Source organism: Latilactobacillus parafuchuensis (genome assembly GCF_055271665.1).
Window position 1 is genome coordinate 1456463 of the sequence record NZ_CM143875.1, and the last position, 22124, is coordinate 1478586.

Annotated in this window: 25 protein-coding genes and 1 tRNA gene; 18 read left to right on the plus strand and 8 right to left on the minus strand. The window is 40.1% G+C overall.

From position 1 onward, the window contains the following. Positions 1–5: 5 nt before the first annotated feature. The 9 genes from ACVPPQ_RS07120 to fba all read left to right on the plus strand — a co-directional run bounded on the left by ACVPPQ_RS07120 (position 6) and on the right by fba (position 7557). Positions 6–1346: a DEAD/DEAH box helicase gene (locus tag ACVPPQ_RS07120; protein WP_463493619.1), complete on the plus strand. Its 1341-nt coding sequence runs from the start codon at positions 6–8 to the stop codon at positions 1344–1346. 266 nt (positions 1347–1612) lie between these two features. Continuing rightward, positions 1613–1948: a PTS lactose/cellobiose transporter subunit IIA gene (locus tag ACVPPQ_RS07125; protein WP_025083590.1), complete on the plus strand. Its 336-nt coding sequence runs from the start codon at positions 1613–1615 to the stop codon at positions 1946–1948. Between the two features lie 69 nt (positions 1949–2017). Continuing rightward, positions 2018–2245, plus strand: coding sequence for a hypothetical protein (locus tag ACVPPQ_RS07130; RefSeq protein ID WP_463493621.1), 228 nt, complete (start codon positions 2018–2020; stop codon positions 2243–2245). 34 nt (positions 2246–2279) lie between these two features. Further along, positions 2280–2699, plus strand: a complete 420-nt coding sequence (locus tag ACVPPQ_RS07135; RefSeq protein WP_463493623.1) for a DUF3284 domain-containing protein — start codon at positions 2280–2282, stop codon at positions 2697–2699. A 335-nt stretch (positions 2700–3034) separates the two neighbouring features. After that, positions 3035–4480: a glycoside hydrolase family 1 protein gene (locus tag ACVPPQ_RS07140; protein ID WP_463493625.1), complete on the plus strand. Its 1446-nt coding sequence runs from the start codon at positions 3035–3037 to the stop codon at positions 4478–4480. Between the two features lie 88 nt (positions 4481–4568). After that, complete coding sequence (locus ACVPPQ_RS07145; protein ID WP_463493627.1) at positions 4569–5093, plus strand: 3H domain-containing protein; 525 nt, start codon at positions 4569–4571, stop codon at positions 5091–5093. Between the two features lie 83 nt (positions 5094–5176). Then, positions 5177–6367 carry an MFS transporter gene (locus ACVPPQ_RS07150; protein WP_463493629.1) on the plus strand — a complete coding sequence of 397 codons (1191 nt, stop codon included), beginning with the start codon at positions 5177–5179 and terminating at the stop codon, positions 6365–6367. A 59-nt stretch (positions 6368–6426) separates the two neighbouring features. Next, positions 6427–6500 (plus strand) — tRNA-Arg (locus tag ACVPPQ_RS07155). A 193-nt stretch (positions 6501–6693) separates the two neighbouring features. After that, on the plus strand, positions 6694–7557 hold the full coding sequence (gene fba, locus ACVPPQ_RS07160; RefSeq protein ID WP_463493631.1) for a class II fructose-1,6-bisphosphate aldolase: 864 nt from the start codon (positions 6694–6696) through the stop codon (positions 7555–7557). Between the two features lie 114 nt (positions 7558–7671). On the opposite strand, the gene ACVPPQ_RS07165 is transcribed toward fba, so the two are convergent. The 3 genes from ACVPPQ_RS07165 to ACVPPQ_RS07175 all read right to left on the minus strand — a co-directional run bounded on the left by ACVPPQ_RS07165 (position 7672) and on the right by ACVPPQ_RS07175 (position 9993). Beyond that, positions 7672–8376, minus strand: a complete 705-nt coding sequence (locus ACVPPQ_RS07165; RefSeq protein ID WP_463493632.1) for a VIT1/CCC1 transporter family protein — start codon at positions 8374–8376, stop codon at positions 7672–7674. Between the two features lie 192 nt (positions 8377–8568). Beyond that, the gene (locus ACVPPQ_RS07170) at positions 8569–8757 is read right to left on the minus strand and encodes a hypothetical protein (RefSeq protein ID WP_463493634.1); all 189 of its coding nucleotides are present in this window, start codon (positions 8755–8757) and stop codon (positions 8569–8571) included. A 3-nt stretch (positions 8758–8760) separates the two neighbouring features. Next, positions 8761–9993 carry an aminopeptidase gene (locus tag ACVPPQ_RS07175; RefSeq protein WP_463493636.1) on the minus strand — a complete coding sequence of 411 codons (1233 nt, stop codon included), beginning with the start codon at positions 9991–9993 and terminating at the stop codon, positions 8761–8763. A gap of 155 nt (positions 9994–10148) precedes the next feature. Here ACVPPQ_RS07175 and ACVPPQ_RS07180 point away from each other — a divergent pair, with 155 nt between their 5' ends. Continuing rightward, positions 10149–10712 carry a TetR/AcrR family transcriptional regulator gene (locus tag ACVPPQ_RS07180; RefSeq protein ID WP_463493638.1) on the plus strand — a complete coding sequence of 188 codons (564 nt, stop codon included), beginning with the start codon at positions 10149–10151 and terminating at the stop codon, positions 10710–10712. A gap of 88 nt (positions 10713–10800) precedes the next feature. Here the strand turns inward: ACVPPQ_RS07180 and ACVPPQ_RS07185 are convergent, their stop codons facing one another. The 5 genes from ACVPPQ_RS07185 to ACVPPQ_RS07205 form a co-directional block, all read right to left on the minus strand. Then, positions 10801–11475, minus strand: a complete 675-nt coding sequence (locus ACVPPQ_RS07185) for a lysostaphin resistance A-like protein (RefSeq protein WP_463493640.1) — start codon at positions 11473–11475, stop codon at positions 10801–10803. A gap of 713 nt (positions 11476–12188) precedes the next feature. Further along, positions 12189–13121 carry a glycosyltransferase family 2 protein gene (locus tag ACVPPQ_RS07190; protein WP_463493641.1) on the minus strand — a complete coding sequence of 311 codons (933 nt, stop codon included), beginning with the start codon at positions 13119–13121 and terminating at the stop codon, positions 12189–12191. Between the two features lies 1 nt (position 13122). Continuing rightward, on the minus strand, positions 13123–13536 hold the full coding sequence (locus ACVPPQ_RS07195; protein WP_463493643.1) for a GtrA family protein: 414 nt from the start codon (positions 13534–13536) through the stop codon (positions 13123–13125). Further along, positions 13533–14012, minus strand: coding sequence for a GtrA family protein (locus tag ACVPPQ_RS07200; protein WP_463493645.1), 480 nt, complete (start codon positions 14010–14012; stop codon positions 13533–13535). The genes ACVPPQ_RS07195 and ACVPPQ_RS07200 overlap by 4 nt, the downstream gene beginning before the upstream one ends. A 99-nt stretch (positions 14013–14111) precedes the next feature. Further along, positions 14112–14564 (minus strand): flavodoxin, encoded by a 453-nt coding sequence (locus tag ACVPPQ_RS07205; protein WP_463493647.1) that lies wholly within the window; start codon positions 14562–14564, stop codon positions 14112–14114. 255 nt (positions 14565–14819) lie between these two features. On the opposite strand from ACVPPQ_RS07205, the gene map reads away from it, so the two are divergent. The 8 genes from map (at position 14820) to ACVPPQ_RS07245 (ending at position 22103) form a co-directional block, all read left to right on the plus strand. After that, positions 14820–15614: a type I methionyl aminopeptidase gene (map, locus tag ACVPPQ_RS07210; RefSeq protein WP_463493649.1), complete on the plus strand. Its 795-nt coding sequence runs from the start codon at positions 14820–14822 to the stop codon at positions 15612–15614. 419 nt (positions 15615–16033) lie between these two features. Further along, positions 16034–16963, plus strand: coding sequence for a YihY/virulence factor BrkB family protein (locus ACVPPQ_RS07215; RefSeq protein ID WP_463493650.1), 930 nt, complete (start codon positions 16034–16036; stop codon positions 16961–16963). A 150-nt stretch (positions 16964–17113) separates the two neighbouring features. Further along, positions 17114–18106, plus strand: coding sequence for an LCP family glycopolymer transferase (locus ACVPPQ_RS07220; RefSeq protein WP_463493652.1), 993 nt, complete (start codon positions 17114–17116; stop codon positions 18104–18106). A gap of 92 nt (positions 18107–18198) precedes the next feature. Then, on the plus strand, positions 18199–18939 hold the full coding sequence (locus ACVPPQ_RS07225; protein WP_463493654.1) for a YveK family protein: 741 nt from the start codon (positions 18199–18201) through the stop codon (positions 18937–18939). Between the two features lie 7 nt (positions 18940–18946). Beyond that, positions 18947–19690, plus strand: coding sequence for a CpsD/CapB family tyrosine-protein kinase (locus ACVPPQ_RS07230; protein WP_463493656.1), 744 nt, complete (start codon positions 18947–18949; stop codon positions 19688–19690). A gap of 31 nt (positions 19691–19721) precedes the next feature. Next, positions 19722–20420: a sugar transferase gene (locus ACVPPQ_RS07235; RefSeq protein ID WP_463493658.1), complete on the plus strand. Its 699-nt coding sequence runs from the start codon at positions 19722–19724 to the stop codon at positions 20418–20420. A 17-nt stretch (positions 20421–20437) separates the two neighbouring features. After that, positions 20438–21394 carry a glycosyltransferase family 8 protein gene (locus ACVPPQ_RS07240; protein WP_463493660.1) on the plus strand — a complete coding sequence of 319 codons (957 nt, stop codon included), beginning with the start codon at positions 20438–20440 and terminating at the stop codon, positions 21392–21394. A 16-nt stretch (positions 21395–21410) separates the two neighbouring features. Continuing rightward, entirely contained in the window at positions 21411–22103 is a 693-nt protein-coding gene (locus ACVPPQ_RS07245; protein ID WP_463493661.1) for a CDP-alcohol phosphatidyltransferase family protein, read from the plus strand. The last annotated feature ends 21 nt before the right edge of the window (positions 22104–22124 follow it).

Consider the following 22124-nt stretch of genomic DNA (forward strand, 5'->3'; position numbering starts at 1 on the left):
AATACATGAGCGTTTCACCAGCATTTCAAGCATTATGGGACGAACAAGGTTTTAAAGAACAATCGCCCATTCAACTAGCCGTTGAACAACCATTAAAAAATGATCGATCAATCCTGGGCCTAGCACCAACCGGCTCTGGGAAAACGCTAGCTTTTTCATTACCTTTATTAGAGAAGGTAATGCCTGGCGAAGGCTTACAAATCTTAATTTTGGCGCCATCCCAAGAACTCGTGATTCAAACCCGGGATGTGATTCTACCTTACGCTAAAGCGATTGACTGTAAAGTGCAGGCGATTACGGGTAAAGCCAACGTTAAACGTCAAATCGAACGGTTGAAAGAAAAACCCGAGATTATCGTCGCAACGACGGGCCGTTTATTAGAATTAAACGAACAACGTAAAATTAAATTCTATGGCTTACAAGCGATTGTCATGGATGAAGCCGATGAATTGTTGACTGATAATGGTTTAACCGAAACCCGCCACATTGTGCAGGAATCACCTGCCGATGTCCAATTAGGCTTCTTTTCAGCGACTTCCACTGAAATTTTAACGGAATTGGAAAAATGGTTTGGCGTCGAAGTTGAAACGATTGATGTCCGCGATGTCGATCGGACCGGTGGCGAAGTGCTCCACGCCTTCATTCCAACCGGCAATGCCCAAAAAGTGAATGTCTTGCGGCATTTAGCCCATCAAAAACATTTCCGTGGTTTGGTCATTTTTAATCAATCAGCCCAATTATTACAAGCGGCGCGGACTTTAGGCCATCAAAAAGTGACTTACGCGTCACTTTCTGGTCAAGGTCGGCAAACAGAACGTCAAAAGGCCTTAAAAGATTTCCGCGAAAATAAGATTCAACTCTTATTGGCGACGGATGTTGCGGGTCGGGGATTGGATATCACCGATTTACCATACGTGATTAATTTTGACGTGCCGAATGCTAAGATTACTTACATTCATCGGGCTGGTCGGACTGGTCGGATGGGTCGTGAAGGGACGGTCTTAACGTTGGGGAACCAACATGATGGTCGTAATTTACGCAAGTTATTAGCGCCTGAATATGATTTAGTTACGCGTTATCTAGTAGGCGATCATTTGGAAGAAACGCGCCCAGTAGCGCCTAAACCAGAACCCGTTCAAAAGGAACAAGTTACTGAAAAAATAACAGATGGTACTGAAAAAGTAGCGGTTAGCGTTACGAAAACAGATGCGCCTAAACAACCGGTAAAACGGCCGAATCCGGTTAAACCGAGTCGGGCACAACCTGAGAATTTAAAACCAAAACACAAGAAGAATCGCAACCGTAACCAAAAGAACAAAGGGTATCATAAAAAAAATATCGACTAACGGTCTAAACCTAAAAGCCCTAAAATCATTGCAAATGATTGGGGCTTTTTTTAATTGGCCTAGCCGTTAAATAACAAATACTGATAGAATTAATTGACAAAATTTTTGAAGCGGTTACAATAGGAGTATCAGTTTTAATTGGCTAGACTTTCTGATCGATGCGATTAAGGATTGACAGATTGATTATTTTTGTAAGCCCTTTAAAGATTTGATATGAATAATTGAATACTATTGGCATCATCAGAGAAATCGAGGAGGATTTTATAATGGCAGAAGAACAAAATTTAGAAGCAATCATGGGTTTAATTATCAACGGTGGGAACGCTAAGAGTAGCTCAATGGAAGCAATCCAAGCCGCTAAAAAAGGCGATTTTGAAACAGCCGCCGCTAAATTAAAAGAAGCTGATGCAGCACTTTCTGAAGCACACAATTCACAAACTGGCATGTTAACGAAAGAAGCTAGTGGCGATCATATTGAAGTGACTTTATTAACCGTTCATTCACAAGATCATTTAATGAATGCGATTACTTTCCGCGATTTAGCTGGTGAAGTAGTCGATGTTTATCGTAAAATGGCTGGTCTTGAAGTTCATACTTATTAAACGAAATAATTAAATTGGGGTTGGCTGAATTGTCAGCCAATCCCTTTTACTTAAAAAGGGGATCAATCGATGATTTTTTTAAACGCACCAATTCAACAGGATCAAATTATTGGACTACTTGATGGGTACAATCAAGACGGCGTCACGTTCAAGTATGTTAAAAAAGAAGCACCAATGAAATTATTGTTTGAAACCAATCAAACTGATTTAGAAGCAGCCGTTAAAATTGCTAAAGCAGCTATTAAGGCGCAACCATGGGGTGCCGTTCTATTTTTCCAAGCTGGGGTTGTTCAATAATTCTAGAAAATTGAATCAGATGAGGTGATTATCGATGGAAATTAAACAAACGTTAGATATTCCGGCTAGTTATTTTTATCAGAAGGTAATTGATTCTGTTTTATTTGATATTCGTAAACAAACGGGTCAATCAGTGACGCCCGCTCAATTAATGAATTATGCTTACGATAAAAGCTTCGGTAACAATAGTAAAGCGACGATTAAAGTAACGCAATTGATTAAAGATCAAAGTTACCATTATGAAACAAGTTCGACACGTGGGACCTATCAAGCGAGTTATGATATCTTTGCAAACGGCCCGAAATCAGTGCAAGTGATTTACCGCGAAAGCGCCAAAGCCAGTGGTAAATTGCAGCAAGCCAACGACGCCTTCATGGGTGTCATTATGGGTTTCATGCGCAAACGCGGTTTCAAAAAAATGCTAAAACAGATTGAAAAATCGTACACAGAATAGAGCGCTGACTGAGCTGGTCAGCTTCTGAGTATAGCCTAGATTAGTGAATTGTGACCGGTTTTTGGTCATAGTTTACTAATCGTAGCTAGACGGAAGAAGCTAGCTCAGAAGCGCGTTTGAAAAATAGAGTGCTGATACGCACGAATAGCTTCTGAGCATTAGCCTAGTTTCGTGAATAAAGTCCGGGTTATGGACTTTGTTTGCGAAACGTAGCTAAGCGCAGGAACCTGTGTGTAGAAGCGCGTTTCAGAATAGAGCGCTGACTTGAGCGGAAAAGATTGCTCAAGAAGCGCGTCTCCGCCTTTACAAATTATTTCGAAAGTGAGCAAATTAAGATGGAATATCCTAAATTAGCACCTTTCCCCACTAATTTTTTGTGGGGGTCAGCATCAGCAGCGTATCAAATCGAAGGGGCTTATCAGGCTGAAGGAAAAGGGTTATCAGTTTGGGATCAGTTTGTACGGATTCCGGGTAAGACGTTTAAAGAGACGAATGGCGACGTTGCGGTTGATCATTTCCACCGGTACCGTGAAGACGTCGCTTTGATGGCCAAAGCCGGCTTAAAAGCGTATCGTTTCTCGATCTCATGGCCCCGGGTCTTACCAACTGGTCGTGGTGCGGTTAATGAAGCTGGTATCGAATTTTATAGCCAGTTGATTGATGAACTGTTAGCCAATCATATTGAACCAATCGTCACGATTTATCATTGGGATTTACCCCAAGCACTCCAAGATGAATACGGTGGCTGGGAATCACGTCAGATAGTCGATGATTTTACAGCTTACGCGCAGTTATTATTTGAACGTTTTGGTAATCGAGTCAGTCATTGGGTGACTTTGAATGAACAAAATGTGTTTATTACCCATGGCTATTTAACGGCGGAGCATCCACCAGCAGTGATGGACGCTAAACGGACTTATCAAGCGAACCACATGGCTAATTTAGCCAATGCGAGTGCGATTAAATTATTCCACGAAAAAGGGTATCAAGGTGGGATTGGACCTAGCTTTGCTTACAGCCCAACTTATTCGTTAGATGCGAATCCAGTCAACCAAGTGGCTGCGGACAATGCGGAACAGTTGAACGCTGACTTATGGTTAGACGTTTACGCGTGGGGCCGTTACCCAACCTTGGTGATGACTTATCTGAAAAACCAAGGAATTGCGCCTGAAATCACAGAAGCCGACCAAGCGTTACTGAGCGACCCATTAGCGCATCCTGATTTTATGGGGATGAATTATTACCAAACGAATACGGTAACGGCGAATTCGCTAGAAGATGGTGTTGGTTTGACGAAACAGAATACGTCTGGCAAAAAGGGAACCAGTCAAGCTAGTGGCGTGCCTGGCGCTTATAAGACGGCTGAGAATCCTTACATGCAACAAACCGATTGGGATTGGAATATTGATCCTGAAGGCTTGCGAATCGCATTACGTCGGATTGAAAGTCGCTATCACTTGCCAGTACTCATTACTGAAAACGGGTTAGGCGCGTATGATACGCTTGAAACTGATGGTGAAATCCATGATACTTACCGGATTGCTTTCTTGAAAGCCCACGTTCAAGCGATTCAAGAAGCCATTACCGATGGCGTTCGGGTCATCGGTTATACGACTTGGAGTTTTACTGATTTATTAAGTTGGACGAACGGTTACCAAAAACGGTACGGTTTTGTTTACGTCGATCGCGACGAAACGGATGAAAAAGAATTGAACCGGTATCCTAAGGATAGTTTCTATTGGTATCAAAAAGTGATTCGTAGTAACGGTCAAACCTTATAGATTAGAAAAGCTATGCCATTTTTTGGGATAGCTTTTTTAGTCGATTACGCTTAAAATAAGCACTAACTAAATTAACGGAGGCGTAAAAATGACAACCCAAGAAAGACGTGCGGCCGTCTTAGCCGCTATTCAGGATAGTTCGCAACCAATTAGCGCTAAAACGTTGGCCAAGCAATACGAAGTGAGTCGTCAAACAATTGTGGGCGATATTGCGTTAATTCGCGCCCAAGGGGTCAACGTGATTGCAACGGTCAGCGGTTATTATATTCAGACGGCCCAACAACGCCAACAATATTACCGCGGCCAAGTTGTTTGCCAACATACGCCTGCCAAAACGCGTGCTGAATTAACAGCGATTATTCAAAATGGGGGTCGGGTCGTCGATGTGACGGTTGATCATCCCTTATACGGTGAATTAACGGGCCAATTAGGGATTGCGACCTTGACAGATGTCAATCGATTTATACAAAAAATTAAAGCCAATCCACAACAACGGTTATTAGCAACGTTAACCGATGGGGTTCATTTGCATACGATAGAATGTGCATCAGAACAGGATTTTGAACGGATATTAACGGCGCTATCGGAACTTGGTGTGTGCTACGAAAAATAAATAGGTGTCTTGACACGTGTCTGCATTTTCCGTATGATAATGCCTGTAGTCATATAAAAGGGTATGGATAAGGGGAATGACAGATGCAAAAAGAACACAGGACATTATTATGGGCAGCAGGTGGGGCTTGGTTATTTGATGCAATGGACGTTGGCTTACTTTCTTTCGTCATCGCGGCCTTAGCGAAAGAGTGGCAACTCAACAGTAGCCAAATGGGTCTGATTGGGAGTATCAGTTCAGTCGGAATGGCAATTGGGGCCGTTTTTTTTGGAATTCTAGCGGATAAAATTGGACGTAAGAATAGTTTATTATGTTCGTTATTGTTATTTTCAATTGGCAATGGGATTTCGGCTTTTAGTACCTCATTGAGTTTATTTTTAGTTTTACGGTTATTAGTCGGTGCTGGCCTCGGTGGCGAATTGCCAGTAGCGTCAACTCTGATTTCTGAAAATACACCGGCCGAAACACGGGGCCGTGCAGTGGTCTTATTGGAAAGTTTTTGGGCGGCCGGCTGGTTAGTCGCAAGCTTACTAGCTTACTTTGTAATTCCAACATGGGGTTGGCGAGTGGTATTGTTAATCACATCGTTACCCGCTGTTTACACGTTGATCTTACGAAAACATATTAAACAGGAACACGAACCGCAGTTAATTAACCGGAAAATTCCGTTAGGACAACGCTTAGCAACCCTTTGGTCAGAAACGTATCGTCGCAGAACGATCATGTTGTGGTTGGTATGGTTTCTAGTTGTCTTTTCATATTATGGGATGTTTTTATGGTTACCAAGTGTCATGGTGCTAAAAGGATTCAGTTTAGTGCACAGCTTTGAATACGTCTTAATCATGACCTTAGCACAGTTACCCGGCTATTTCGTTGCCGCGTGGTTGATTGAAAAATGGGGCCGTAAATTGGTGCTCGGGACATTCTTAATTGGGACGGCCGTTAGTGCGTTAGCTTTTGGGACGGCGAATAGTGTCGGGTTATTAATTTTAGCTGGAGCGTTATTATCCTTCTTCAATTTAGGCGCGTGGGGTGCGTTGTACGCTTATACGCCAGAACAATATCCAACAGCCGTCCGTGGTAGTGGCAGTGGCTTAGCGGCCGCTGTCGGCCGAATTGGCGGGATTGTCGGGCCGATGATGGTTGGGACCTTAATCGGCCGTCAAGTTAGCTTACCGATTATTTTTGGTATCTTCACGGCCGCGATATTAATCGCGGCGGGCGCCGTTTTAACCTTAGGGGAAGAAACGATGCACCAAGCTTTAAATCAGTAACAGATTGAACAAATCGACTTTACAATTAATCCCTTGAATGCGACAATATTATTTGTAGCGTTCTCGTGGCTCAACTGGATAGAGCAATCGCCTCCTAAGCGATAGGTTGCCAGTTCGATTCTGGCCGGGGACATTGGTAACAGCCGATTTTAGCATTAAAGTGGTCTGAGTAAATTCACTCAGACTTTTTTTGTGAAATAATTGGTTGCGTTTTCATTTTCAGAAAGTTAGCAAAGTTGATTCTTATTTGCTAAAAATATGTTAAAATAGATTCGTATTCAAAAATCGCAACTTCAAATAGTTGCAATTAATCTGGAGGCTTTTTCATGTCATTAGTTAATGGTACAGAAATTTTCAAAGCTGCTCGTGAAGGTCATTACGCTGTTGGTGCATTCAACACAAACAACCTTGAATGGACTCGCGCTATCTTGGCTGCAGGTCAAGAAACAAATACACCAATCTTGATCCAAACATCAATGGGTGCTGCTAAATATATGGGTGGCTACGAATTATGTTTAAACTTGGTTCAACAAACAATTAAAGCAATGAATATCACTGTTCCTGTTATCATGCATTTAGACCATGGTAACTACGAAGCTGCTAAAGAATGTATCGAAGTTGGTTACAACTCAGTTATGTTTGATGGTCATGATTTACCATTTGCAGAAAACTTAGAAAAGACAAAAGAAATCGTTGCTTTAGCACATGCTAAAGGCATCTCAGTTGAAGCCGAAGTTGGTTCAATTGGCGGTGAAGAAGACGGTATCGTTGGCGCTGGCGAATTAGCTGACGTTGAAGAAGCTAAACAATTAGCAGCTGCTGGTCCTGATTACTTAGCAGTTGGTATTGGTAATATTCATGGTGTATACCCCGCTAACTGGAAAGGCTTAAGCTTCGAACGTCTTGAAGAATTAGCTTCAGTTATCAAGATTCCTTTAGTATTACACGGTGGTTCAGGTATTCCTAAGGAACAAATCATCAAAGCTATCTCAATGGGTATTTCAAAAGTTAACGTTAATACTGAATGTCAATTAGTATTTGCTAAAGCAACTCGCGAATATATCGAAGCTGGCAAAGATCAACAAGGTAAAGGCTTTGATCCTCGTAAGTTATTTGCACCTGGTACTCAAGCTATTACTGACCTTGTTAAAGAACGTATCGAATGGTTCAGTACTCCAGAAGTTAAATAATCAAATTAAATTCAAAGTCCAACTTCGGTTGGGCTTTTTTTTGTTTAAGCCATCAAAAAAAGCTAATCATCAAGATTTTCTTGAGATTAGCTCCGTTTTATAATTAATTTCAGATTAGCCGATTGCGCTACCAATTAAATAGGTGACAAACATCGTTAACAGACCGATTGAGACGTTGCGTAAAATACCTTTTAAACGGTTAGCGTGACCGAGTGACGCACTAGTGAATCCGGTCGCGACTAGGGCGAAGATGACGGCGATAATCGTGCCACCGACCTTATACGGGTATGGGATCAATGTAATCGCTAGTAAGGGCAACAGGGCACCAAACATGAATGAGAAGAAAGAAGAGAAGGCCGCGTGCCATGGATTAAAATAGTGGTGGAGTTCAATATTGTATTTTTCACGGAGCGTGATATCGAGACTGTCTTTTTGCATGAAGGCCGTAGCCACTTGACTAGCGAGTGGCGTCGGTAATCCCTTTGATTCATATGTGCGCGTTAAACTAGCAACTTCATCAGCGTATTCATTTTGGATGGCTTCTTTTTGCAAGCGCATCATGGATTTTTGAGTATCCCGTTGGGTGCTGACCGAAACGTATTCACCGCCACCCATCGAAAAGGCGCCAGCAAGCATGCCAGAGACGCCCGCTAAGAAGAGTGTGTATTGACTCTGATGTGCGCTCGCCACGCCCACAACAATCCCAGCAACGGAAATAATGCCATCATTGGCGCCTAGGACACCGGCGCGAATGATATTTAAGCGTTCGGATAGGCAGAGTTGGTGTTCAACTGGTTGGGTAGTGGACAGTTCTTTCATCGGATTGAGCTCCTAACAAAATAAGTTTAATTCTATTATAACTAATTGAGAAACGTTATCAATTGATTTTTCGGAATTCATGACAATGAAAGCATCGTGCAAAATTAATTGCGTGATTAGTTTTTAATGATTCTTAATAAGAAATCAAAAAACCGGCAACAATAACGTCATCGTTATCGTTGCCGGTTTTAATTAGAGTTGCGGGCGTTGAATGGCTTGGTTAAAAAAGTAATAACAAACAAACACCGCGAGTAGACCGATTACCGAAATAATCAGCAAACCCTTAATATTTTGCCGTTGCCAACCACTGTAAATTGTCAGACCAACGAAAAAAGTGGTTAAACAAACGGCGATTCCTAAAAGCATTAACCAAATAATCATGAATTAATCCGCCCAATCACCGTTGCGGAAGATTGGCACGATCGAACCATCATGTTGGATACCATCGATGTTCATTTGACTAGAACCGACCATGAAATCAACGTGTGCTTGACTGCGGTTCAAGCCAGCCGCTTTTAATTGGTCTTCGGTCATCTTCGTACCATCTTTAATTGAGAAAGCGTAGGCAGAGCCTAAAGCGAGATGGTTAGAGGCATTCTCATCGAATAGTGTGTTGAAGAAAGTGATTTTAGATTGTGAGATTGGGGAAGGGTCAGGGACTAAGGCGACTTCACCGAGGCTTTTCACGCCAGCATCAGTTTGCAATAACTTTTGTAAAACAGCATTACCTTCTTCAGCGGTCGCTTTAATCACGCGACCGTTTTCGAAAGTGAACTTCATGTTATTTAAAGTATTACCGGCATAGCTCAATGGTTTAGTTGAAGAGATATAACCATTAATATTGTTAGCATCGGCGGCTGAGAAAACTTCTTCAGTCGGCATGTTGGCGATGAATGACCGACCATCACTACTTTTATGTGGGCCACCAATCCAAATGTGGTTTTCAGGTAAGCCGATGGTAATATCGGTGCCAGGAGCTGTGTAGTGGAGTGCTTTAAATTGCGCCGAGTTTAATTCAGCCGCTTTAGCTTGGAGTTTATGACCGTGTGCTTCCCAAGCTTTAATTGGATCAGCTTGATCAACCCGTGTGGTCTTAAAGATTTCAGTCCATAATTGATCAGTCGCGGTTTGCAGGTCGACATCGGGGAAGACTTTGTGGGCCCAAGCCGGACTAGCCGCAGCAATCACGATCCAGCTGTTTTTGTTAGATTGAGTTGCTTGGCGAACTTTAAGCATCGCTTGACCATTGGCTTTTTGAACTGCAGCTACGCGGTCGCCATCTAAGCCTTTCAAGTTGTCGGGATCACTTGACATGACTGAAATGCGTTTAGCACCGTGTTCTAACCAATAGTCGTATTCTTGTGTTTGGAAGTCGGGCACGTTCACTAACCGTGCTTCGTCTTTGTGTTGCATGTTGAGGCGATCAACTAAATCATCTTGCCATTTAATGATGACTTCAGCGGCACCGAGGTCGTAGCACGCAGCTGTAATATCACGCGCTAATTGGGCTTGAGTGACCGCAATTTGCAAAACAATGGTATCACTGGTTTGGACATTAATACCAGTTTTAGCAATTAATGCGGCGTATTTTTCAAGATTATGTGCAAAAGTGGTCATAGAAAATCCTCCTTGAATGCTTTTAGTACGTTCATCATAGCATAAGCGACTTAAAAAAACTTGGAATACCAGTTAAAACGTTTTCAATGTTATTTAATTTGTGTTAGAGTATCTGTAATGAAGGTTGTTAATCGAAGTTGTTGGGGGTTGTTAAGATGGCACGAAAAAAGAGGATTAAAGCAGAACAAATTTTGGATAAAGCGTACGAGATGGTATTGATGGATGGCTTAAAATCAATTACGGCGCGTAAATTAGCAACGGAATTAGACTGTTCGACGCAACCGATTTATTTAGAATTCGGCAGTATGGATCATCTTAAGAATGCGGTTTTGGAAGAAGCCAAGGCGCGCTTGGTTTGGTACGTCAGTGAAGAACAGCGAACGGATAATCCACTTGTTAATTTAGGGATGGGCTATATGCGCTTTGCCACCATTGAACCTCAGCTGTATCGAGCGTTATTTATTGATAATCATTTTGGGGAAGAAAAGACGAAATCGTTCGTCAGTCAATTGGCTAATCAAGCCTTGCGTAAGTATGAACCACTAATGGCTAAATCAGAAACGGAACGCAAACGAATTAGCGTCGAAACGGGTGTGATTATTGCTGGAATTGCGACATTGTTGAATACAAGTTTGGTGACGTTATCTGAAGATGAAGTGTTTGCATTATTAACTAGAATGTTAAATCAAAGCTTGAATGGCGAGTTAGTCACCAATTAAAAAAGATTGTTAGCAATAACCAGATATGTGGTTACGACTAACAATCTTTTTTAATTAAGCAATTTGGACGATCGACACGCTCGTTTCTTTAAAATATAAAACTGGCAATCAGGTTGTTGAAAATATGTAATATAATCGGGATGCTGATTTTTTTGTAATAGATAAAATTAACTGAAAAGATGGCTGCCATTAGCATGTAAGGGACGATATCTAAAGAGATTGTATTCAGATGTGGGATTGCAAAAACAAGGCTATTGGCAAGTATCACCAAAAGTAAACCCCAGTTTTTAATTTGGTCCGTCTGATGACCTTCAAATAATAGTTTGTAAAAGAGTCCTCGAAAAATTAATTCTTCTAAAACTGGCGCAATGACGATTCCCGCGATTAATGTAAAAACGGGATTATGATTCAATTCTTTTAGAATTTCAGTCTGGTTTTGTGTATTGGAAATGACTTCTTGAGAAATTAAAAAAGAATTGCTCCATTGTAGCAGTAATAGTAATAATATTGATAAAGTAAAAATGAGCCAACTCGGCACTTTTTCTTTGATGAAATCACCGTTCCAATAAGCAATGCGGTGCACATAACGATACGTATAGACAGTGAAAATGGCTGCCAGGCAAAATATGATAATTTCGATTAGTATACTCACGATTTGGTTGTTGAGCAGGCCTAACACCATTTCGGGACTAAATATCAATTGGTAAACGACAAAAAAACTAAGCACAAGCCATAATTTTGAGTAGTCTAATTTAGCTTTCACATAAAACCCTCCAATCGCTATTTGTAAAAATGCGATACTAATGGTTGCAATTCCGGAGATAGCCCAGTTAACACTTATTTTTTAACGTGTTCCTTCTCACAGTTTCCTGTGATTAGCTACGTTTCGCAAACAAAGGTCATAACCCAACCTTTATTCACGAAACTAGGCTAATGCTCAGAAATTACCCGTGAGAACTCGCACTTATTTTTCTATAACGTGTTTCTGAGCTAGCTTCTTCCGTCTAGCCACGATTAGTAAATCATGACCAAATCCCGGTCATAATTCACTAATCTAGCCATACTCAGAGGCTGAACAGCTCAGTTAGCACTCATTTCTTCTTAACGTGCTTCTCAAGTAGCCTTTTCCGGTTAACTACAAAATCAGCGTTATGATTCAAAATGCAAATCATAACGCTGATTTTTAGGTTAATCCTCGAAGACTAACCAACTTGAGACAGCACTCATTTCTCTTTAACGTGCTTCTCGAACAATCTTTTCCGCTTAACTACGAAATGACAATTGTGGTTAAGGACCACCATAATTGTCATTTCTAGGTTATGCTCAAAGATTAACCGTTCGAGTCAGCACTTATTTCTATAACGTGTTTCTGAGCTAGCTTCTTCCGTCTAGCTACGATTAGTAAATCATGACCAAATCCCGGTCATAATTCACTAATCTAGCCGTACTCAGAGGCTGAATAGCTCAGTTAGCACTTCATTTCTTTTCTTTAACGATATATACCGGGCGATTTTTGACTTCTAGGTAGATTTTACCGATGTATTTACCGACAATCCCTAGGCAGAGAAGTTGTAGGCCACCGACCATTAACATGACTGAAATCAGTGATGGCCAGCCGCTCGTCGGATCGCCGAAGATTAACGCCCGAATAACGATAAAAATCAACGCGATACTGGCAATTACGAATGAAAAAAAGCCAACGAAAGACGCAAAGGCTAACGGTGTTTCTGAGAAGGTGACGATGCCTTCTAAGGAATATTTAAATAGTCCCCAGAAAGACCAGCTCGTTGTCCCTGCAATTCGATCTTGGTTTGGATAGGCCAGGTATTTGGTATCAAAACCGACCCAGCTAAAAATACCTTTAGAAAAACGGTTATATTCTGACATTTCGAGAATCGCATCAACCATTTGACGGGTCATTAACCGGTAATCACGTGCGCCATCAACAATTTCAGTTTTTGAAATTCGATTGATAATTCGATAGAATTGTTTAGCAAAAAAAGAACGAATCAAAGGTTCACCCGCGCGGGTTGTCCGCCGAGTCCCGACACAGTCGTAGCCCTCTTGTTCAATACCGGCAATCATTTCAGGGAGTAATGCGGGTGGATCTTGTAAATCCACATCCATGACAGCGACGTAATCACCAGTTGCTGCTTGGAGACCTGCATAAAGCGCAGCCTCTTTGCCAAAGTTACGAGAGAATGAGATGTAATGGACGTGGGCTTCATCAGTGGCTTGTAAGGTCCGCATTTCGGCGAGCGATTGATCACTTGAACCATCGTTGATAAACCAATATTCGATTTGATGACTGGTTAATGTTGCTGCAACCTTTTCAACGGCGGCATAGAAAAGTGGAATTGATTCTTGTTCGTTATAACATGGGACAATGATTGAAATGGTCTTACACATATTACTCCCCCGACTTCTGATTAAAAATCCATTTGCTAAAAATGTAATTGGCTAAAATAACAATCACTTGATCGATAATTTTAACGAGCATATTAGGACCTTGCAACATCGAAACCCCAATAAACATAATCGCAGTATCTATTAAATAGGATATACCACGAAAGAAGAAGAAACTACCCATTTCGCGGATAAAATCAGTAAATGTTGTGTATTTTGAATTGAAAACCCAAGTTTTATTGGTGAAAAAAGCAAATAGAACGGATAAAAACCAGGCTAACGTATTACTCAGTAAGTAGTAGAGGCTCGTGTAGCGATCCAAAACGAAAAAAACGACCATATTAATTAGGGTCGTTAAAACGCCAAAAATTAGATACATCAGCTGTTCCCGATACTTGTTTCGGAGACGATTAATCATGATTTACCTCGATTTCGTAACGTGTGGTAGTGGCGTAAAATACGTCCGCGTAGGGCCATTTGTTTTTCTGATTTTTTGAAGGTGTAGCTAGTTGTAATGTAATTAACAATGCCGACAATCAGTTGATCAATAATTTTGGCAGTCATACTGTGCCAGCCGAGCATCGAGATACCAACAATCATCAGGCCATTATCTAAGAAGAATGAAACGCCACGGAAAAAGAAGAATGAAAGAATTTCTTGAAATAATGCTTTAAAACTGGTGTATTTCGATTGAAAGACTAACGACTTATTAGTGAAAAAGCCAAACAAATTGGCAATCAACCAAGCCACTGTATTGGCCAGTAAATACGGCCAAACTAGTGTATGCCGAAAGACCCAGTAGGTGGCAATGTTGACCACTGACGCCAAAAAACCAAAAATCGTATAAGTCAAAAAGTCGTGGTACTTGAATATAATCCGTTTGATAAAAGCCATTAGTAAGCTCCTCAGTTAGTTTAATCATGCAACAAAGGCGATGCTATAAAAAAATACCTAGGTCATCCCAGGTATTTAGCCAGCCGTTAGTCCTAAAAATTAAAGACTTTGTTGCTTAGCCACGATTTCACTGACAAATTTTTCTAAGTTAGCGATATCGTCGGCTTCAGGGGCTAAATCAACTTTCACGACACCAGCACCTTTAGTGGCACCGGTTTGTTCGAAGACGGCAGCAAAATCATCGACGACTTTACAAAATTCATCGTAGAAGGTATCGCCTGAACCGCAAACACCATAAACCTTACCGGTTAAATCTTCTTCTTTTAAATCTTCATAGAAATCGACGGCTTCATCGGGTAAGTCGCCATCATCCCCGTAGGTATAGCTACAAACAATACAGATATCTGCATCTTCAAAATCAGCAGGATCAGCTTGTGATATTTCGGTTGTTTCAACTGAAACGTTGGCATTTTCTAAAGCTTCTTCAACGATTTCAGCAATTTCTTCATTATTACCAGTCATACTTGCGTAGACTACTTTGGCAGTTGCCATGATTGGTCATCCTTTCATCAAAACAATTACGATTAAGGCACCGTAAAATGTCTGCAATACTAACCGATATTATAGCAAATTCCATTCTATAATAAAAGGACTGGCCGACATGACGGGTGAAAAAAGTTGCTAAAAGCGGTAGATTAGCGACTTTTTAGGGGTAAATAGCGTATAATAGTTTTGAAGAACGATGATTCAACTCTCAAACTAGTGATTGAGTTGAACCATGTTAAGAACGACTTGGAGGTCACAAGATTGATTACATTAAAATCTGAACGAGAAATTAAAGGGATGGCCGCATCAGGTGCCATCATTGCCGGTGTACAACAAGGGTTATTCGATATTATCAAACCAGGTATTTCGAGCTGGGTGATTGAAGAATTTGCCAATGATTACATTGAAAGTCACGGTGCCCGCGCTTCTGAAAAAGGCTTTGAAGGGTATAAATATGCAACCTGTGTCAGCGTTAACGAAGAAGTGGCGCACGCAACACCCCGTAAGAACTTGATTCTGAAGACTGGTGATATCGTCAGTGTCGATATGACGGTTAATCTCGATGGTTATGAAAGTGATGCTTGTTGGACCTATGCGGTGGGCGAAGTGAAACCCGAATTACAAAAATTAATGGATGATACGCTTAAATCACTCTATTTAGGGATTGACCAAGCCATCATTGGCAACCGGATTGGTGATATTGGCCATGCAATCCAACAATTCACCGAAGTCGAAAATAATTATGGCGATATCCGTGAATTAATTGGTCACGGTATCCAACCAACAATGCACGAACAACCTAACGTGCCACATTACGGTGAAGCCGGTAAGGGGTTACGGCTTAAAGAAGGGATGACGATTACCATCGAACCAATGATTAGTATGGGGACTTGGCATATCGCGTCTAGAGAAGCTAAGGGTGACGATTGGGAATACTACGTCACAGCCGATGGTACCCCATGTGCACAATATGAACACACCATTGCCATCACAAAAGAAGGTCCTAAAATCTTAACGGCGCACGACAACGAAGATCCAAAATACTTATTAAAATGAGTGTGAGTTCTCACGGGTAGTTTCTGAGCATTAGCCTAGTTTTGTGAATAAAGGTCGGGTTATGACCTTTGTTTGCGAAACGTAGCTAAGCACAGGAAACTGTGAGAAGGAACACGTTAAAGAAAAAATGAGTGCTGACTGAGCTGGTCAGGCTTTGAAGATTTACCTAAAAAACTAGTGTTACGATTTAATTTTAAATCGTAACACTAGTTTTTTTAGTCAGCCCACTTGTGAAATTATCATCAATGAATCAGGTTAGGCCCTTAATAGGGTTAGTGAAGTGGGTTTTATTTTCAGAAAACTATTAAGAACCATGATTAATCATGTATAATGAACCTTGATAGTCAAGTTTATGACATTCAACGCTCTTGTCGCTTATAAATTACGAGGGTATAATGATTGAGTTTGTAAGGAGTACTATGAAAACTGAAAAAAAAGAGGTGCCGATATTACGGCAGACTTTACCGAAAAGGCGAAAAACGATGGCGTTCATTAAACTAATGATTCTTCGTTCATCAGAAGCTAATATCGGTGATAGTTCTAAAGTAATCGCTTATTTTGCGCTATTATCGGTTTTTCCATTATTAATTGTCATCGGTAACGCGCTGCCTTATTTCCATTTAGATGTGATGGCAGTTGCCAGTTACGTGCAAACGGCTGTGCCACCAGCCATCTTTAATCGAATCTTCCCGACACTTCAAGCATTGCTCAACAAACCGAACAGTGGGTTGTTGTCAATCGGGGTTATCGGGACAATGTGGGCAGCTAGCAAAGGGATTAATGCGTTGAAAGATAGTATTAACCGTGCGTACGGTGTCGAAAAGGTTCAGAATTTCGTTTTGAAACGTCTAATCTCACTGGGCAGTACCTTAGTTCTACTATTATTATTGATTAGTCTGATTCTGGTGTTTACGTTTGGCCAACAAGTACTCGAATTGATTGCCCCAATCTTCAAGATTCCGGCACATTATATTAATATTTTTGGTAGTTTAAAATGGCCAGTGACAGCAAGTGTTGTTTTTATCATTCTAATTTTTATCTATTTCTTCATTCCGAACGTTAAAATGCGATTACGGAGTGTTATCCCTGGCGCAGTACTGACGACGGTTGGTTGGTTAGCGTTAGCACAAGGTTTTTCATTGTATATGCGCTACTTCGGAACTTCATGGAATAGTTACGGGACAATCGGCGTTTTCATCATTTTGTTACTGTGGCTTAATTATTCTGCCACCGTCTTAATGGTCGGCGCTGTCTTGAATGTCGTCGTTGAAGAAGCCTTACATGGACAAGTTGATACCAGTCGGGGCAAGGTTTACGACTTCATTGAACGCCGTAAAGAACAACATTAAAAATAAAATGTCATAAAGAAGTTTATATTATAAACTATTTTCCGTTATTAATTAACCCCAAAAAGGGTTTTATTTTTAGAATGTTTTATCTTATAATGTAGTATATTGTGATTACTTTTACGAAACGCGTTTCAAGGGGGAAACATCATTATGAATTCTGATGAGACAAATCAGCAACCTGAACAACATCGTCAACGGCGCCACCATCATCATAAACACCATCGTAAAGGCTGGACGGTTACCAAGGTCGTTCTAGCCGTATTGGGTGTTTTGATTTTAGCGGGGGGCGCATTTGCCGCTAAGGTGTACTACGATGTCAATCAAACCGCTAAGACGGTTTATAAAGCTAAAGGCAAAACACAAAACAAACGTAAAGCGAACCAAAGTGTGACGTTGAATAAGAAAACGCCATTTTCGATTCTATTATTAGGGACAGATACCGGGGAATTAGGTCGGACGTATAAAGGTCGGACGGATACGATGATTCTCGCAACGGTCAATCCAGCGACCAAACAAACCAACATGTTAAGTATTGCCCGTGATTCACGGGTGCCAATCGTTGGCTACGGCCAAACCGCTAAGATTAATGCGGCGTACGCTTACGGTGGCATTCCAATGGCGGTTAACACGGTTCAGGCTTTCTTGAATGTGCCGGTTGATTATTACGTATTGATGAACATGAAAGGTCTCGAACAGTTGGTGGATGCCGTTGGTGGTGTGACTGTTAATAATAAATTTGCTTTTGATATCGACGAGTATCATTTTAATAAAGGCAATATTTCACTAGACGGGGAACACGCTCTGTATTATGCGAGAATGCGGTATAGTGATTCTGAAGGTGATTTTGGACGGCAATTAAGACAGCAAGAGGTCATTAAAGCGGTTCTTAAGAAGTCGGCTAATATCAGTATGGTTTCAAATTACAATAAGTTTTTACAAGTGCTCGATAATAATATGCAAACTAATTTAACGTTGAAGGATATGGTTAATATTCAGCAAAATTATGGTGATGCAATGAATTTCAAGACGCAACAATTGAAAGGAACGGGCCAGATGATCGATGGTCAATCGTTCCAAGTCATGGATAGCAGCGAAGTCAGCAAGATGTCGAGTCTATTGCGGACTCAACTAGCATTAGATTAGATTATTAAGAAGCTAACCGGATGAACGATGGTTAACTTCTTTTAGTATGAACTGGGTTCAAAAGATGCGCGAACCAAACTTTGGAGGAAATTATGGAACAAACAATCAATATTGAACAGATCTTCGGAATCCTACGGAAACACCATAAACTAATTGCAATCTCAACGATTGCCTGCACACTCTTGGCATTCATCGTGACGTTCTTCATTATGACCCCGCAATACAGTGCTTCAACGGAACTACTAGTCAATCGTAAACAAAATAGCGATGCAAATGTTCAATACAATCAAGTTCAAACAGATGTGCAGATGATTAATACTTACAAAGATTTAATCGTTAAACCAGTGATTATGGATACCGTTGAAACAAAAATCAATAAGGGTAATAGTCATAAATTAACGGATATTGATGAGATGGTTAGCATCTCCAATAATCAAAACTCACAAGTCTTCTCAATTAACGTTAAAGCCGATAATGCTTATACGGCCGCGGATATTGCTAATACAACTGCGGAGACTTTCCAGAAGAAAGCTCCTACGATTATGAGTGGGACCGATAACGTTTCAATTATTTCGAAAGCTAAACCGGATTTAACGCCCGTTTCACCGAAAAGTAAATTAAATATCTTAATTGGTTTGGTTTTAGGGCTCTTGTTAGGCGTAGGGATTGCCTTTATTCGTGAATTAACGGATAAGACGGTTAAAGATGAAAGTTTCTTAACTGATGAACTTGGTTTAACCAGCTTAGGCGTGATTAATAACATTGCCGATAAAGATATTATTAAAAAAGCGATTATGTCAGTTAGTAGTAGTCGATTAACGAGAAGAGGTTAGGATCATCATGGGATTCTTTAGAAAAGAAAAGAAATTAGAACAAGACATTATGCGTGAAGGGGTCGGGTTAATTACCTTAACCGAACCAACCTCTGTGATTGCCGAACAATTCCGGACAATTCGGACCAACATTCAATTCTCATCAATCGATCAAAAACTACGGAGCGTGGTCTTTACTTCTTCTGGTCCTTCCCAAGGCAAATCAACGGTTAGTGCTAACGTTGCCGTCACCTGGGCCGATCAAGGCGTGGATGTTCTATTAGTCGATGCTGATATGCGGCGCCCAACAATTCATCAAACTTTCCAAGTACCAAATAAACGCGGTTTGACCGCCTTATTAACCGAAGATGAATTTGATTTAAATAGTACGATTCAAAAGACACCGGTGGATCATTTGTTTGTCTTACCTTGTGGCGTCGTACCGCCGAACCCTTCTGAACTCTTGAACACCAAGAAGATGGATAAGTTAATTGCGGAATTGACCAAGCACTTTGATTTGGTGATTTTCGATGCACCGCCCGTTATTTCAGTCACTGATGCGCAAATTCTAGCCAGCAAAACCGATGGGACCATTCTGGTAACCCCACAAGGGATTGCTGAAAAGGGTTCAATTGTTAAAGCCAAAGAATTATTAGAAGTCGTTAATGCTCGGATTCTAGGCACGATCATGAACCGAGTGAAGTCTGAAAATACTGGCGGTTACTACGGCGGCTATTACGGTGGCTACTATGGTGCCGATGATACAAAGTAGGAACTGAGAAGTGGACTTTGGGGGAAATAAATTGGAAATACAAAAGCAAACGATAGAAGAAGCAGCTGAAGTTGAGAATACACGTCAAGCATTGCTGTTTACCCAAGCAGCAATTAACCAACGGTATGTTTATCGGGGATTGAAACGGTTATTTGATATTGTGGCAAGTTTAGCGGGTTTAATTATATTAAGCCCGCTATTTCTAGTGCTTGCGATTTGGATTAAAGCCGACGATTCAAAAGGTGGCGTCTTCTATTCACAAACGCGCTTAGGTCGCGCTCAGAAAACTTTTAAAATGTATAAATTCCGGTCAATGTGTTCCGATGCAGATGATAAACTAAAGGCTTTGTTGAAATACAACGAAGTCGAAGGTGCCATGTTTAAGATGAAAGAAGATCCACGGATTACTAAAGTTGGTAAGTTTATTCGTAAATATAGCATTGATGAATTGCCTCAATTATGGAACGTCTTAATTGGCGATATGTCATTGGTTGGACCGCGGCCACCTTTAGAACGAGAAATTAAAGAATATACAGATTACGACTGGCAACGATTGATGGTTAAACCGGGTTGCACTGGGTTATGGCAAGTTAGTGGCCGTAATAGTATTGGATTCCACGAAATGGTGGAATTAGATTTAAAATATATTCGCAAAAGTGGTTTTTTATATGATTTTGGCATTATTTTTAGAACCGTCAAAATTATGGTAATGCCAAATGATGCCTACTAAACTAACTGGAGAAAATAATGAATATATTATATGCGGCAGATAATAATTTTGCTCGAATTTTAAGCGTTTCAATCTATTCTTTGCTGGAACAGAATCGGGAACAGGAGATAAATATTTTTATCTTAAACGATGATATCAGTGATAGTAATATAACGGTTATTAAAAACTTATTTAAAGAAACTAATCATCAAGTGATGTTTATTGAAAAAAGGAATACAGTTGATAGAATTGTTTCTGATAGAGGATCTAATACACAATTTCTTAGATTATATTTTGATGAATACTTACCAAACGATGTCGACAAATTATTATATCTCGATTGTGATACTTTGATTAAATCAAGTTTACTTGATTTATATGAAACTGATTTACAAGGAAAAACCTTGATGTTAGCTAAGGATCCTTTTAGCAAAAATTATCGAAAATTTTTAGGATTATCAAAAAGCGATGAAATGTTTAATTCTGGAGTTATGTTAATCGATTGTCACAGCTGGATTAAAGAACAATTTCCTCAAAAAATTGAGGAAGTGATTAATAAATATAAAGGACACATTATTCAAGGTGATCAAGGAATCATTGATGTTGTTGCTCAAAAGAGTTTTAGAATACTTGATCCTAAATATAATATGATTAGCAGTTATAATGAATTCACCTATAAAGAATTGATGATTTACCGTAAACCAGTTAATTACTACTCTGAAAGTTGCATCAAAAAAGCAATAGAAAATCCAATAATAGTGCATCTAACGAGTGATTTTTTCAATAATCGTCCTTGGATGAAATATTCTGAGAATAAATATCGTGATGAATGGCGAAAATTGGAAAATAAAATATTTGGAGATAACGTAGTTATATCTAAAAAAGGACAACTGAAAAAAATATTTAATGTATTACCAAGAAAAGTCGCTGTTCAAGCGTTTGGTATTTTACAGGCGTATATCCGACCAGCATTACTTAAAATTAAAGGATATTAGGAGGTATATAAGTGGTATGGGATATCTAAAGCAATTACAAGGAACAATGACTGACGAGAAGAAGAAAGAGGCAAAACATGATCTGTTTGCTTTTTATGTAGGTCGACCATTATCTTATATTATTACAATTCCATTTCTTTGGGCTAATAGCAAACCGAATACCGTATCATTAATTGCAGCAATTGAAATATTAATTGCTGCAGTTGTGTTAGGACGAGCTGATACTATAAGCTATGCAATAGTAGGGTGGATGTTGTTCTTTCTTTGGAATTTATTAGATGGTGTGGATGGTAATATTGCTCGATTAAAGAAAACTGGTTCAAAAATAGGGTCTGTTTATGATGCCATGAGTGGTTATGAAGCAATGTTTCTGTTGTACTTTAGTGCAGGACTATACTGTTATAACATTTCAGGAGACGTTAATCAGATCATTATTGGTGCACTATCGGGGATGTTTGTACTTTTCCCAAGATTAATAATGCATAAGACGAATACGGAACTTGGTGTTAGTCAAAAAAATGAAATTGCTGACAAGAAGAATTTTGGCTTTGCAAAAATTGTCGCATTGAATCTGACGAGTATTTCAGGACTTGTCGAAGTACTGTTGTTGATGGCAATTATTTTTAGTCAAATGGTAATTTTTAATTGGATATACTTTGTTATTAATTTAGCAATTATGCTAGCGTCGTTGGTCAAGGTTCTAAAATAGAAAGTCATAAAAACGTTATTG

Bases quoted from the DNA above. Each gene is read 5' to 3' on its own strand.
- fba (WP_463493631.1), top strand. From the start codon at position 6,694: ATGTCATTAGTTAATGGTACAGAAATTTTCAAAGCTGCTCGTGAAGGT.
- ACVPPQ_RS07205 (WP_463493647.1), bottom strand. From the start codon at position 14,564: ATGGCAACTGCCAAAGTAGTCTACGCAAGTATGACTGGTAATAATGAA.
- ACVPPQ_RS07120 (WP_463493619.1), top strand. From the start codon at position 6: ATGAGCGTTTCACCAGCATTTCAAGCATTATGGGACGAACAAGGTTTT.
- ACVPPQ_RS07125 (WP_025083590.1), top strand. From the start codon at position 1,613: ATGGCAGAAGAACAAAATTTAGAAGCAATCATGGGTTTAATTATCAAC.
- ACVPPQ_RS07175 (WP_463493636.1), bottom strand. From the start codon at position 9,993: ATGACCACTTTTGCACATAATCTTGAAAAATACGCCGCATTAATTGCT.
- ACVPPQ_RS07215 (WP_463493650.1), top strand. From the start codon at position 16,034: ATGAAAACTGAAAAAAAAGAGGTGCCGATATTACGGCAGACTTTACCG.
- ACVPPQ_RS07245 (WP_463493661.1), top strand. From the start codon at position 21,411: ATGGGATATCTAAAGCAATTACAAGGAACAATGACTGACGAGAAGAAG.
- ACVPPQ_RS07200 (WP_463493645.1), bottom strand. From the start codon at position 14,012: ATGGCTTTTATCAAACGGATTATATTCAAGTACCACGACTTTTTGACT.
- ACVPPQ_RS07150 (WP_463493629.1), top strand. From the start codon at position 5,177: ATGCAAAAAGAACACAGGACATTATTATGGGCAGCAGGTGGGGCTTGG.
- ACVPPQ_RS07195 (WP_463493643.1), bottom strand. From the start codon at position 13,536: ATGATTAATCGTCTCCGAAACAAGTATCGGGAACAGCTGATGTATCTA.
- ACVPPQ_RS07180 (WP_463493638.1), top strand. From the start codon at position 10,149: ATGGCACGAAAAAAGAGGATTAAAGCAGAACAAATTTTGGATAAAGCG.
- ACVPPQ_RS07240 (WP_463493660.1), top strand. From the start codon at position 20,438: ATGAATATATTATATGCGGCAGATAATAATTTTGCTCGAATTTTAAGC.
- ACVPPQ_RS07130 (WP_463493621.1), top strand. From the start codon at position 2,018: ATGATTTTTTTAAACGCACCAATTCAACAGGATCAAATTATTGGACTA.
- ACVPPQ_RS07170 (WP_463493634.1), bottom strand. From the start codon at position 8,757: ATGATTATTTGGTTAATGCTTTTAGGAATCGCCGTTTGTTTAACCACT.
- ACVPPQ_RS07225 (WP_463493654.1), top strand. From the start codon at position 18,199: ATGGAACAAACAATCAATATTGAACAGATCTTCGGAATCCTACGGAAA.
- ACVPPQ_RS07140 (WP_463493625.1), top strand. From the start codon at position 3,035: ATGGAATATCCTAAATTAGCACCTTTCCCCACTAATTTTTTGTGGGGG.
- ACVPPQ_RS07190 (WP_463493641.1), bottom strand. From the start codon at position 13,121: ATGTGTAAGACCATTTCAATCATTGTCCCATGTTATAACGAACAAGAA.
- ACVPPQ_RS07135 (WP_463493623.1), top strand. From the start codon at position 2,280: ATGGAAATTAAACAAACGTTAGATATTCCGGCTAGTTATTTTTATCAG.
- ACVPPQ_RS07145 (WP_463493627.1), top strand. From the start codon at position 4,569: ATGACAACCCAAGAAAGACGTGCGGCCGTCTTAGCCGCTATTCAGGAT.
- ACVPPQ_RS07220 (WP_463493652.1), top strand. From the start codon at position 17,114: ATGAATTCTGATGAGACAAATCAGCAACCTGAACAACATCGTCAACGG.
- ACVPPQ_RS07230 (WP_463493656.1), top strand. From the start codon at position 18,947: ATGGGATTCTTTAGAAAAGAAAAGAAATTAGAACAAGACATTATGCGT.
- ACVPPQ_RS07165 (WP_463493632.1), bottom strand. From the start codon at position 8,376: ATGAAAGAACTGTCCACTACCCAACCAGTTGAACACCAACTCTGCCTA.